The sequence below is a fragment of the Novosphingobium gossypii genome (assembly GCF_050433305.1).
Taxonomy (GTDB): domain Bacteria; phylum Pseudomonadota; class Alphaproteobacteria; order Sphingomonadales; family Sphingomonadaceae; genus Novosphingobium; species Novosphingobium gossypii.
On record NZ_JBNPXM010000005.1, the window covers coordinates 78,286 to 90,057 of the forward strand.

Genomic DNA, 11,772 nt, shown 5'->3' on the forward strand with positions numbered 1-11,772 from the left:
ATGATACCCGCCACGTTCTCGGCTGCCCTGCTTCGCGGCGTTCGCAGCCGCTGCCCGCGGTGCGGCGAAGGTTCGCTGTTTCGCAAGTGGCTGAAGCCGCGCGAACGCTGCCCCGTCTGCACCATGGACCTGACGCCGCAGCGCGCCGACGACTTTCCCGGTTACATCGCCATGATCGTCACCGGCCACCTGATGGCGCCGTTGATCATCGCACTGTCGGTGGACTATGCGATGGGGCCGGTGGGGATGCTGGCGATCGTGGTGCCGCTGGCGATCGCGATGATGATCGGCATGTTGCAACCGGCCAAGGGCGGCGTGATCGCGACGCAGTGGTGGTTCGGCATGCACGGCTTCGTGAAGGAGCGCCTGCCCGAAGTTCCCGCCGAGGACAACCGCGCGGGATGACGCTTTCGCCTGACAGGCTGGCGCGTTTCGCGCGGCATATCGTCCTGCCCGAAGTGGGCGGCGTCGGGCAGGTGGCCCTTGGCGAGGCGCATGTGGTGCTGGTCGGCTGCGGCGGGATCGGCAGTCCTGCCCTGCAGTATCTCGCCGCAGCCGGCATAGGCCGTCTCACTCTGGTGGACGATGACGTGGTCGACGTCAGCAACCTTCAGCGTCAGACGATTTACACGCCGTCTGATGTCGGCAGGCCCAAGGCGGAAGCGGCAGCCGAATGGGTGCGGCGTTTTGATCTTGGCCTCAAGGTCGATCCCGTCGTCGCGAGGCTGGGGGATGACAACACGCGTGACGTCCTATCCGGCGCCGATCTGGTACTCGACGGGTGTGACAACTTCGCGACTCGGCTGACGGTGTCGGATTCCTGCGTGAAACTGGGCATCCCGCTGACCACGGCGGCGATCGGGCGGTTTCAGGGGCAGGTGGCGAACTTCGCCGGGCATCTGGACGGGCAGGCGTGCTACCGCTGCTTCGTGGGCGATGCCTTCGATGCGGTGGACTGCGATACCTGCGCCGCCGACGGCGTTCTGGGTGCGATGGTAGGCATGGTGGGCACGTTTGCGGCGATGCACGCGATGCGGGTGCTGCTGGCGGGCCGGTCGGCTTTGGGCGAGCCGCAGTTCGGCACGCTGCACCTGATCGACGGACTGGCGCCTTCGATGCGGCCTTTGCGGATCGCCAGGGATCCAGCCTGCAAGGGGTGCGGCGGCTAAGCTTACGCGTCGTTCCGAATCAGGTTCGGGGCGGCGACAGCATCTCCTCCACCCACGCCGGCACCAACCCGGTCGCGGGGCCGTGGCGCGCTTCGTCGAACCAGTACGTCCCCTGAGAGGGTTCCAGATTCAGCTCCAGCGTCGGGATGCCAAGTTCGCGGGCGTTGCGCACGAACCCCGCCGCCGGGTAGACCGCGCCCGATGTGCCGATGGAGACGAACAGGTCCGCCTCCTCCAGCGCCGCGAAGATCTCGTCCATGCGGTATGGCATTTCCCCGAACCAGACGATGTCCGGGCGCAGGGCTGCCGCGCCGCATTCGGGGCAGGCGGGGCGGTCGATCAGCGGGCCGGTCCAGCGCGGGCGGGCATCGCAGGCGGTGCACCAGGCGTTGAGGTGTTCGCCGTGCATGTGGAGCACGCGAGTGGCCCCGGCGCGTTCGTGCAGGTCGTCAACGTTCTGCGTAACGATCAGCAGGTCGCCGTCCCATTCGCGGTCCAGCCGGGCCAACGCCAGATGCGCGGCGTTCGGCGCCTTGGTCTGGATGGCCGCGCGCCGCATGTCGTAGAAGCGCAGGACAAGGTCCGGGTCGCGGGCGAAGGCTTCGGGCGTGGCGACGTCCTCCACCCGGTGATCTTCCCAAAGGCCGCCTTCCGCGCGGAAGGTGTCGATGCCGCTTTCGGCGGAGATGCCCGCGCCGGTGAGGATGACGATGTTGCGGATGCCGGTCATGCCGCCACCATAGCCGGTGGGCACCGCTTGTCTAAGCCCCGGCTTTGCGCCATGCGACGCCGACAGGACTTTGAGGCCCGGACGGAGACAGCAGCGTGGCACGAATCGGAATCATCGGCAGCCAGGGGCGCATGGGTCAGGCGATCGCGGCGGCCATCGCGGACGCGGGCGAGGATCTGGCGGGGGGCGTCGACAAGGGCGGCGACGTTGCCTCGGTAGCCGGGGGCGCAGACATCCTGATCGATTTTTCCAGCCCCGCCGCACTGGAGGGTAATCTGGACGCCGCCATCGCCGCGAAACTGCCGATCGTCATCGGCACCACGGGGCTTGAGGAACGCCATCACTGGCTGATCGATTCGGCGGCGGAGCACATTCCGGTGCTGCAGACCGGCAATACCTCGTTGGGCGTCACACTGCTGGCGCATCTGGTGCGCGAAGCCGCTGCGCGTCTGGGCGAGGACTGGGACATCGAGATCGTCGAGACGCATCACCGCATGAAGGTTGACGCGCCGTCGGGCACCGCGCTGCTGCTGGGCGAAGCGGCGGCGAAGGGTCGGGCGGTCGATCTGGCGGACAGCGCCGTGCGCGGGCGCGACGGCATAACCGGTCGGCGCGAGGCGGGCACGATCGGCTTCGCGGCGCTGCGCGGCGGTACCGTCGCGGGCGACCACACTGTGCATTTCCTGGCCGACAATGAACGCCTGTCGCTCTCGCACCTTGCCGAGAACCGCGGCATCTTTGCCAAGGGTGCCGTCCGCGCCGCACAGTGGCTGCTGGGCAAGGAGCCGGGCCGCTACACGATGCCCGAGGTGCTCGGTCTTTGATGAAGAAGGCCGACATCTTCGAGTTCTTTCGCCGTCTGGCAGAGGAAAATCCCTCGCCCGAGACGGAGCTGGAATTCGGCAATACCTATCAGTTGCTGGTCGCCGTCACGCTTTCAGCGCAGGCGACCGACGTCGGCGTCAACAAGGCCACCCGGGCCCTGTTCGCTGAGGTGAAGACCCCCGCCCAGATGGTGGCGCTGGGCGAGGAAGGCCTGAAGCAGCACATCAAGACCATCGGCCTGTTCAACACCAAGGCGAAGAACGTCATCGCCCTGTCGCAGATTCTGGTCGACCGCTACGGCGGCGAAGTTCCGGCGGATCGTGACGCGATGGTGGAATTGCCCGGCGTCGGGCGCAAGACCGCCAACGTGGTGATGAACTGCGCGTTCGGGGCGGAAACCTTTGCCGTCGATACGCACATCTTCCGCGTCGGCAACCGCACCGGGCTGGCCAAAGGCAAGACCCCGCTGGCGGTGGAAAAGCAGCTGGAAAAGAAAGTACCCCAACCCTTCCGGGTCGGCGCACACCACTGGCTGATCCTCCACGGCCGCTACATCTGCAAGGCGCGCACGCCCGAATGCTGGCGCTGCCCGGTGGTGGACTTGTGCGCCTTCAAGGACAAGGTGCTGGCGAAGGGCGGCAGGAAGGTCGCGGCCTAGGCTCTACGTCCTCTTGATGGAGGCGACATTCCGGGAGCCGATCGGGCCTGCCGGGCGTTCGCCGGACAAGAGGTATGGAAATCATGAGAACCGCCGCTGCCCTGCTGATCGCTGCCGCCACTGCCGCCTGCTCGCCGCAGGGGCCGGGCGAAACGCTCCCCGTAGCTCCGGCTGCCGAGGCGACCGGCCCGGCGGTGAACTGCCTGGGGCTGACCCGCTTCAACACCACCCGCATCCGCGACGACCGCACCATCGACTTCGTCGGCGGTGCAGGCAGTCAGGTCTGGCGGGTGACGCTGCCCAACCGGTGCAGCGGACTGAAGGCGGCGGGGACGTTCACTTACGAGACGTCGCTGTCACAGTTGTGCAGCCAGGACATCATCTATCCGCTGCAGCAGATCGGCGGTTCGTGGCAACGCATGGGCGGCTGCGGGATGGGGCCGTTCGTGCCGGTCACGCTGGCGAAGTAGCGCAAACGTGGCCCCGGCCTTCGCCGGGACCACAACTTAGTTATCGTACTGCTCCGGATCGATGTTCAGCCCGCGCCGACCGTCCGCCACGGTGTGGCTGGGGGCGTGCGGGACGTCGGCATCGGGGTCGGTCAACGGCTGGAGCATCCCTTCGGAGCGGGTGATGACCGCCGTTGCCACCGCGTTGCCGACGACGTTGGTGGCCGAACGGCCCATGTCGAGGAAGGTGTCCACGCCCAGCAGCAGGGCGATGCCTTCCACCGGCAGGCCGAACTGCGTCAGGGTGGCAGCGATCACCACAAGGCTGGCGCGCGGCACGCCGGCGATGCCCTTGGAACTGACCATCAGCGTCAGCAGCATCAGGATCTGGGTCAACAGCGGCACGTGGATGCCATAGGCCTGCGCGATGAACATCGACGCGAAAGTCATGTAGATCATCGAGCCGTCGAGGTTGAAGCTGTAACCCAGCGGCAGGATGAAGCCGGAAATGCGGCGCGGCACACCGAAACGGTCCAACTGCTCGAACAGTTTGGGCAGGCTGGCTTCGGAAGAGGCGGTGGAGAACGAGAGCAGCAGCGGTTCGCGGATATAGCGGAACAGCGTGACCACCCGCTTGCCCAGGAACAGCCCGCCCGCGCAGAACAGCAGCACCCACAGCAGCGCCATCGCCAGGTAGAACTCGCTGACCAGCACGCCGTAGGTCACGATTATGCCAAGACCCTGCGTCCCGATCACTGCCGCGATCGCGCCGAACACCGCAAAGGGGGCAAAGCGCATGACGTAGCCGGTGACCTGCAGCATCAGCTCCGAAAGTGCCTCTGCCCCGCGCACCAGCGGCGCACCCCGTTCGCCGATGGCGGTCAGGCCAACGCCGACGAAAACGGAGAACACCAGGATCTGCAGGATGTTGTTCTCTGCCATCGCCGCCAGCGGGCTGGCGGGGAAGATCTCCAGAATGAAGTGGTGCAGCGTCAGTTCGCCGGTCTGCAGGTCGCCCACGCCCTCGGCGGTGTCGAGGCCGACGCCGACGCCCGGCTTGAACAGGTTGACCAGGATCAGGCCAAGGCCCAGCGAGCACAGGCTGGCGGTGATGAACCACGCCAGCGCCTTGCCGCCGATGCGGCCCAGCGCCGCGCTGTCACCCATGCCCGCGATTCCGGTGACGATGGTGGCGAAGACCAGCGGCGCAAGGATCATCTTGATCAGCCGCAGGAAAACGTCGGGCAGCAGGCGGAAGTACCCGGCCCATTCCTTGAGCAGCGGATCGCCCGCCGGAATGCTGGCGTGGAGCACGTAGCCCACCGCGATCCCGAGAAACATGCCGACGAGAATGTAGAGCGTCAGGCGCCTGCCCATTGCGAACCCCTTGATAATGGTGGCGTCATGGCGTGGACCCTAACAGCGTGGCCGGCCCGGTCAATCATGGGCGCTCAATGACGGGTGGTTTGTGAAGAACGCGAGCGACGGACCTGAAACACCCCGTCACCCTGAAACAAGTTCAGGGTGACGAGGGGACAAAAGAATAGGTGATGTGAAAGGCAGTCCGCCGCTCAGCCGGCCAGCGCCGCCAGCGTGACGCGGCGGTAGATCCGGGCGAGCGCTTCGAGGTCGGCCACGGCGACAGCCTCGTCGCGCTTGTGCATGGTGGCGTTACACAGGCCGAACTCGATCACCGGCGACAGGTCTTTCAGGAAACGCGCGTCCGACGTGCCGCCGCTGGTCGACATTTCCGGTTCCACGCCGGTCTCGGCCCGGATCGCCTCTGCCAGCAGGGCGGAAAAGGCGCCGGGCTGCGTCAGGAACGCTTCGCCCGAAATCACTGCGCGGGCAGTGCCGCCGTGGCGCTTCGCAATTTCGGCTACGCGGGCAGCCAGCCCTTCACCGGTGTGCAGGTCGTTGAAGCGGATCGAAATGCGCGCCGATGCCCGCGCCGGAATGACATTTGTGGCGGGGTTGCCGCAGGACAGGTCGGTGATTTCGAGATTGCTGGCCTGGAACCAGTCGGTCCCTTCGTCCAGCACGATGGCGTCCAGTTCGGCCAGGATCGCGACCAGCCTGGTGATCGGGTTGTCGGCCAGATGCGGGTAGGCGACGTGGCCCTGCACGCCGTCCACCTCAATCCAGATGTTGACCGAACCGCGCCGGCCCACCTTCATCATGTCGCCCAGCCGGTTCACCGAGGTCGGCTCGCCCACCAGGCACAAGTCGGGGATTTCGCCCTTTTCGCGCATCAGGTCGATGAGGGCGAGAGTGCCGAAGCGGGCCGGTCCTTCCTCGTCGCCGGTGATGACGAAGCTGATCGTCCCGGCTTCTGCGGGAATGCCGGCGACGGCGGCGACCATCGACGCGATCGAACCCTTCATGTCCACCGCGCCGCGTCCGTAAAGCAGTTCCTGCCCTTCGGGGCCGCGGCGTTCGGGAAGGAACGGTGCGCTGGTCCAGCCTTCGCCCGGCGGCACCACATCGAGGTGGCCTGCGAAGGCGAAGTGGCGCGATCCTGCGGGGCCGCGGCGGATGGCGAACAGGTTCTCCACCGGGCCGTCCGGCGCTTCTCCCGCCAGAAATCGGGTCACCTCGAAGCCGAGCGGCGCCAGCTGTCCTTCGAGGCAGTCGAACACCATGCCGGTGGCCGGGGTGACGCTGGGGCAGGCGATCAGCGCTTCGGCGAGGTCGGCGGCACTTGCGGCGATAGGGTCGGTCTGGGACATAAGGCCAGCGCCATCGCACAACACGCGCACCATGACCATAGGTCAGTGCATCTGGAATTGTGCCCGCCTTTTCCCCATATCGGCGCCAAAGGAGAGCCTCCCCAGATGACCGAGAAGATCCACCTTACCGACGCCGAGTGGCGCGAACGCCTGAGCCCGGAGCAGTATCATGTCCTGCGCGAAGCCGGCACCGAGCGCGCCTTCACCGGCAAGTACGACCAGAACAAGCAGGAAGGTCTCTATACCTGCGCGGGCTGCGGCGCGCCGCTGTTCGAATCCGATGACAAGTTCGCCTCGGGCTGCGGCTGGCCCAGCTACACCGCCCCGGTGGACGAGGCCGCCATCGACGAACACCGCGACATTTCGCACGGAATGATCCGCACCGAAGTGCGCTGCTCCAAATGCGACGGGCATCTGGGCCACGTCTTCCCGGACGGTCCGGCACCCACCGGCCTTCGGTACTGCATCAACAGCGCCTCGCTGGACTTCGAACCGAAGTGAACCGGTCCCTCCCCGGGCCTGCCTCGGGGAGGATATGTTCACGTCGGGTTACAAATCGTCATGCAAGGTGTAGGAGCGACCCGACACATCCGTCGTTATTGGGGTTTGCATCCTACCCATGGCCAACAATTCCGGCCCCAAGAGTTCCGGGGCCCGCCGCAGCGCACCTTCCCCGGTACAGAAGAAGCCCCTTTGGCGCCGCATCCTGCGCGGCACCCTGATCTGGGGCAGTGCGCTGGCACTGCTCGGCGCGATCTTTTTGGGCACCGCCGTGTTCTTCACGATGCGCGAGCTGCCCGATTATTCCGCGCTCAAGAGCAGCCAGAACGGCCAGATGATCGTTGTGCGCGCACGGGACGGGCGTGAACTCGTCTCGCTGGGGCCAAGCTATGGCAAGTGGCTGCCTTACGACCAGATCCCCGCCATCATGCGCGACGCCATCGTTTCGGTGGAGGACCGCCGCTTCCGCGAGCATCCCGGCATCGATCCGATCGGCCTGGCGCGCGCCGTCTACGTTTCGTTGACGACGGACCACCGCGCCAAGGCGACGTCCACGCTGACACAGCAGCTGGCGCGCAACATCTTCCTCACCAACACCCGATCGTGGAACCGCAAGGCGCGCGAAATGGTGCTGGCGCTGGCGCTGGAGCGCAAGTTCAGCAAGGACCAGATCCTCGAACTCTACCTCAACAAGGTCTATTTCGGCGGCGGCGCCTATGGCATCGATGCCGCCAGCCGCAAGTTCTTCGGCCACCCCGCGACCGAGCTGTCCACCGCCGAAGCCGCGATCATCGCGGGTCTGGTGAAGGCGCCGTCGAACTATTCCCCCACTGCCGATGTCGAGGCCGCCAAGGGCCGGGGCCGGGTCGTGCTGGGCCTGATGGCGCGCGAAGGCGTGATTTCGCGCAGCGAGGCGGACGGCGTAGACTTCTCGCAGGTCACCGTCGCCAAGGAAAAGGGCCAGAACTCGGTCCGCTACTTCACCGACTGGGCGCTGCCGCAGCTGGACATGCTGCTGCCCGAGAACAACGAGCCGATCGAGGTGTGGACCACGCTGGACCCGGCGATGCAGGACGCGGCCACGAAATCCATCGACGCCAACGTGCCCAAGGGCGCGCAGGGGGCCCTGGTGAGCATGGACCGCGACGGCGCGGTGCTGGCGATGGTCGGCGGCACCGACTACGTGAATTCCAACTACAACCGCGCCACCAGCGCACTGCGCCAGCCGGGTTCGTCGTGGAAGCTGTTCGTCTACCTCGCCGCGCTGGAGGCGGGCTACACCCCGGGTGACCGCGTGGTGGACGAGCCGGTGACGATTCAGGGCTGGAGCCCGCAGAATGACGGGCGCAACTTCGCCGGCCAGATCGACGTGCGCACCGCCTTTGCCTATTCCAAGAACACGGTGGCGGCGCAGCTGGGCAACGAGGTCGGCTTCGGCACCGTCGCCAGCATGGCCAAGCGCTTTGGCATCACCACCCAGATCAACACCAAGCCCGCCATGGTGCTGGGCACGTCGGAAGTGCGCGTGATCGACATGACCCGCGCTTTCGCGGCGGTGTCGGCGGGCGGCACTTCGGTGGAGCCTTACGGCATCACCAAGGTCACCACGACGTCCGGCGAACTGCTCTATGAGCACAAGTCGGTGCAGGGGCAGGTGCTGGTGCCGCATTACGTCGCGGCGGGCATCACCGATCTGTTGCAGACCGCCGTTGCCATCGGCACGGGCCGCGCCGCGCAGATCGGGCGTCCGGTGGCGGGCAAGACCGGCACCACCAGCTCCAACAAGGACGGCTGGTTCCTGGGCTTTTCCAGCGGCATCACCACCGGCGTGTGGATGGGCCGCGACGATGCGAAGCGGGTGGCCGGCCTCTCGGGTGGCCACGCTCCGGCCCGCGCGTTCTCGGACTACATGAAGGTCGCCGTCGCCAAGCGCCCGGTGGAGCCGTTCGACACCGAGCTGAAGCTGCCCGAATGGCAGCTGGAGCCGGACGACGAAGCCATGCAGGGCAACCCCGAGGACTATTACTACACCGACGAGAACGGCAATCTTGTCCACCCGGACGGCGGGCCGGACCAGCAGCCTTACGGCCAAGGTCAGGTGCCGGAGGGCCCCGGCTACAACGGCGGCGCAGTGCCGCCGGACTACGGACCGCAGGGTCCGCAGCCTCTCAACGGCACGCCGCCCGCTGCCGGCAGCGATTTCCTCGACCGCGCAACCGGGCGCGAGCGTGAGGATCCGGGCTTGCGTCCCGGCCAAGGAGCGGGGCCTTATCCCGGCCCGCGCCCGACGCCCGCTCCGCGCGTGATCCCCATGCCCCGGCCCACCGCCACCCGCATTCCCGGCACGACGCAGCCCTGACGGTTTCCTTCCCCCACGGGGAGGAACGGGGGGGAATGGGCAGGGCTATGCGGTGCGATCTGGCGTCGTCCCGGATCAGGTCCGGGACGACGGACACGCGAAAACGTCCGCTGGCGAATGCGGACCTTACGCCGGGTAGATCTCGACCGAAGGGTAACATCGGGTCGGCGTCGGGGCGTCCCTGCGGGTGTGCGAGGGAGCATGGCACTGCATGATGCGACCGGACGGGTAGTGGCCACCAACACCCCGTCTCGACCCTTGGCGGAAAGCGGTCCGGATCGTCGGCGCGGGCTCGCGGACGGCGACGATCCTGCCTGCCGTGCCGTACTGGACCTCGCAAGGTACAGGCTCAGGCGCGGCAGATTGGGTGGGCAGGCGAGGTTCCACGGAAAGAGCCGGGGAACGGGATCGCATGGCCGGTGAACCGTTTCCGGGAGGACGCTCGTGGCGTGGTCCACGGCTTGACGCTCGTACACCGCCCACGACACCGACCCGATACACCGCTAAAACCGAAGGCCTTCGGTTCGGCGGATGCTGCGGCATATAACCTAAATGGTTCATCAAGTCAAGCCGAAAGTCAGCCTGATCTTATACTGCGGCCTTCGGCCGACCGTCCCACAACGAAAACGCCCGCCGGATCGCTCCGACGGGCGCTTCGCATTGCAACCGAAAGTCCCGTGTCAGCGCAGGCGCACCGGCACGAACGTCGCCTGCTGGCCGCGCGGCTGGACGCGCAGGAGGAGAGCCGAGCGGCCTTCCGCCTTGGCGGCGTTGATCGCGGCGGTGAGGTCTGCGGCGGTGAGAACCGGGCGACCGTTCGCCTGCAGGATGATGAACCCGCGCTGGAAGCCCTTCTGGCCGGCGTCGGAATTCGGATCGACGGCGACGATGACGAGGCCCTTCGTACCGTCCGCCGCGCCCAGCTGGCGGGCGATGGTCGAGGTCAGCGGGGTGACCGTCAGGCCCAGCGAGTTCTCGATGACGCCCTTCTGCTGCTGCGGCGCAGGGTTGTTGAAGGCGTCGTCGTCCCCTTGCTGGCTGGGGTCGAACGACTGCGACAGTTCGTCCTCGCTGGGTCGCTTGGTGACGGTGGCGGTCAGCGTCTGGCGCTTGCCGCTGCGGATCACCTCGATCGGAATGCGCGAGCCCGGCGCCGTGTTGGCGACGATGTAGGACAGCGACTGATCCTTGGTCACTTCCTTGCCGTCGACCTTCATCACGACGTCGCCGGCCTGAATGCCTGCCTTGGCCGCCGGGCCATCAGGCTCGACCAGCTGGATGAACTCGCCCTTGTTGTGCTCGATCCCCAGTGAATCAGCGATGTCCTCGGTCACGGGCTGGATGCGGACACCCAGGTAGCCGCGCTCGATCGCTTCGCCCTTGATCAGCTTCTGGACGAGCGGGGCGGCGGTTTCGGCGGGGATCGCGAAGCCGATGCCGACGCTGCCGCCGGTGGGCGAGAAGATCGCGTTGTTGATGCCGATGACCTGCCCGCTCATGTCGAACATCGGGCCGCCCGAGTTGCCCCGGTTGATCGCCGCGTCAGTCTGAAGGTAACGGTCGTAGGCGCCGCTGGAGCCGGTGCTGCGGTAGACCGCCGAGACGATGCCCGCCGTGACCGTGCCGCCAAGCCCGAACGGGTTGCCGATGGCGACGATCCAGTCGCCCACGCGCGCCTTGCGGCTGTCACCGAACTTGACGAAGGGCAGCGGCTTCTTCGCTTCGATCTTGAGAACCGCGAGGTCCGATGCGGCATCCTTGCCGATCAGCTTGGCGGGGTATTCGGTGCCGTCGGGCATGGTGACGGTGATCGATTCGACCTGTCCCTTGCCCTCGGCGGTGATGACGTGGTTGTTGGTCACCACATAGCCGTCGGCAGAGACGATGAAGCCCGAACCCAGCGACTGCGCCTCGCGCGTCTGGGGCGTGCCGCCGCCACCCTGTCCGCCGAACAGCCCCTCGAACGGGGTGCCCGCGAAGGGGTTGCCGCTGTTGCCGGCGACCTGGACCTTCTGGCGGGTGGAGATGTTGACGACGGCGGGCTGGAGCTGCGCGGTCAGGTCCGCGAAGCCCGAAGGCGCGCCGGCGCGCGGCACCACCCTTGAAATCTCGCTGGCGTCGTTCTGGGCCACCTGCGCACCTGCGGGGTAGCCGGTGACGAGCGATGCGGTTGCGCCTCCGATCAGGAGCGCTGTGGTCAGTCCATAAGCATATCGCACGGGCTTCACGTCCTTTGATTCCTCCGTTTGGCGACTGGCGCCTAAATCCGACCATGGTTCCGGAGCGGTTTCACGCTCCGCCAGCTTAACCGGATTTGAATGATGCGGAAATCCGCCACTTCTACGCAATTTT

The 11,772-nt window shown here is 66.7% G+C and carries 11 protein-coding genes; 7 read left to right on the top strand and 4 right to left on the bottom strand.

Annotated elements, in window-relative coordinates:
• On the top strand, positions 1-405 hold the full coding sequence (locus GGR40_RS11265) for a DUF983 domain-containing protein (RefSeq protein WP_429276333.1): 405 nt from the start codon (positions 1-3) through the stop codon (positions 403-405).
• Complete coding sequence (locus GGR40_RS11270) at positions 402-1,169, top strand: HesA/MoeB/ThiF family protein (protein WP_429276334.1); 768 nt, start codon at positions 402-404, stop codon at positions 1,167-1,169. Before GGR40_RS11265 ends, GGR40_RS11270 begins: the two co-directional genes overlap by 4 nt.
• 19 nt (positions 1,170-1,188) lie before the next feature.
• Here the strand turns inward: GGR40_RS11270 and GGR40_RS11275 are convergent, their stop codons facing one another.
• A complete protein-coding gene (locus GGR40_RS11275) occupies positions 1,189-1,899 on the bottom strand; it encodes an NAD-dependent deacylase (protein ID WP_429276534.1) in 711 nt (236 codons plus the stop codon).
• Positions 1,900-1,994: 95 nt separating this feature from the next.
• Here GGR40_RS11275 and dapB point away from each other — a divergent pair, with 95 nt between their 5' ends.
• The 3 genes from dapB to GGR40_RS11290 all read left to right on the top strand — a co-directional run bounded on the left by dapB (position 1,995) and on the right by GGR40_RS11290 (position 3,852).
• Positions 1,995-2,723, top strand: a complete 729-nt coding sequence (gene dapB, locus GGR40_RS11280; protein ID WP_429276335.1) for a 4-hydroxy-tetrahydrodipicolinate reductase — start codon at positions 1,995-1,997, stop codon at positions 2,721-2,723.
• A complete protein-coding gene (nth, locus tag GGR40_RS11285; RefSeq protein ID WP_429276336.1) occupies positions 2,723-3,382 on the top strand; it encodes an endonuclease III in 660 nt (219 codons plus the stop codon). The genes dapB and nth overlap by 1 nt, the downstream gene beginning before the upstream one ends.
• A gap of 83 nt (positions 3,383-3,465) precedes the next feature.
• Positions 3,466-3,852 (top strand): hypothetical protein, encoded by a 387-nt coding sequence (locus tag GGR40_RS11290; RefSeq protein ID WP_429276337.1) that lies wholly within the window; start codon positions 3,466-3,468, stop codon positions 3,850-3,852.
• A 36-nt stretch (positions 3,853-3,888) separates the two neighbouring features.
• On the opposite strand, the gene GGR40_RS11295 is transcribed toward GGR40_RS11290, so the two are convergent.
• Both GGR40_RS11295 and dapE read right to left on the bottom strand, forming a co-directional pair.
• Positions 3,889-5,208 (bottom strand): dicarboxylate/amino acid:cation symporter, encoded by a 1,320-nt coding sequence (locus GGR40_RS11295; protein ID WP_429276338.1) that lies wholly within the window; start codon positions 5,206-5,208, stop codon positions 3,889-3,891.
• A gap of 194 nt (positions 5,209-5,402) precedes the next feature.
• Positions 5,403-6,560, bottom strand: coding sequence for a succinyl-diaminopimelate desuccinylase (gene dapE, locus GGR40_RS11300; protein ID WP_429276339.1), 1,158 nt, complete (start codon positions 6,558-6,560; stop codon positions 5,403-5,405).
• A gap of 105 nt (positions 6,561-6,665) precedes the next feature.
• Here dapE and msrB point away from each other — a divergent pair, with 105 nt between their 5' ends.
• Together msrB and GGR40_RS11310 are read left to right on the top strand one after the other, a co-directional pair.
• Positions 6,666-7,061 carry a peptide-methionine (R)-S-oxide reductase MsrB gene (gene msrB, locus GGR40_RS11305; protein ID WP_429276340.1) on the top strand — a complete coding sequence of 132 codons (396 nt, stop codon included), beginning with the start codon at positions 6,666-6,668 and terminating at the stop codon, positions 7,059-7,061.
• Between the two features lie 118 nt (positions 7,062-7,179).
• Positions 7,180-9,420, top strand: a complete 2,241-nt coding sequence (locus GGR40_RS11310; protein WP_429276341.1) for a PBP1A family penicillin-binding protein — start codon at positions 7,180-7,182, stop codon at positions 9,418-9,420.
• A 680-nt stretch (positions 9,421-10,100) separates the two neighbouring features.
• Here the strand turns inward: GGR40_RS11310 and GGR40_RS11315 are convergent.
• Positions 10,101-11,639 (bottom strand): Do family serine endopeptidase, encoded by a 1,539-nt coding sequence (locus GGR40_RS11315; RefSeq protein WP_429276535.1) that lies wholly within the window; start codon positions 11,637-11,639, stop codon positions 10,101-10,103.
• Positions 11,640-11,772 lie beyond the last annotated feature (133 nt).

What these genes read in the sequence shown, in the direction of transcription:
- GGR40_RS11265 (WP_429276333.1), top strand. Translation starts at nt 1, where the DNA reads ATGATACCCGCCACGTTCTCGGCTGCCCTGCTTCGCGGCGTTCGCAGC.
- GGR40_RS11270 (WP_429276334.1), top strand. Translation starts at nt 402, where the DNA reads ATGACGCTTTCGCCTGACAGGCTGGCGCGTTTCGCGCGGCATATCGTC.
- GGR40_RS11275 (WP_429276534.1), bottom strand. Translation starts at nt 1,899, where the DNA reads ATGACCGGCATCCGCAACATCGTCATCCTCACCGGCGCGGGCATCTCC.
- nth (WP_429276336.1), top strand. Translation starts at nt 2,723, where the DNA reads ATGAAGAAGGCCGACATCTTCGAGTTCTTTCGCCGTCTGGCAGAGGAA.
- GGR40_RS11290 (WP_429276337.1), top strand. Translation starts at nt 3,466, where the DNA reads ATGAGAACCGCCGCTGCCCTGCTGATCGCTGCCGCCACTGCCGCCTGC.
- GGR40_RS11295 (WP_429276338.1), bottom strand. Translation starts at nt 5,208, where the DNA reads ATGGGCAGGCGCCTGACGCTCTACATTCTCGTCGGCATGTTTCTCGGG.
- dapE (WP_429276339.1), bottom strand. Translation starts at nt 6,560, where the DNA reads ATGTCCCAGACCGACCCTATCGCCGCAAGTGCCGCCGACCTCGCCGAA.
- msrB (WP_429276340.1), top strand. Translation starts at nt 6,666, where the DNA reads ATGACCGAGAAGATCCACCTTACCGACGCCGAGTGGCGCGAACGCCTG.
- GGR40_RS11310 (WP_429276341.1), top strand. Translation starts at nt 7,180, where the DNA reads ATGGCCAACAATTCCGGCCCCAAGAGTTCCGGGGCCCGCCGCAGCGCA.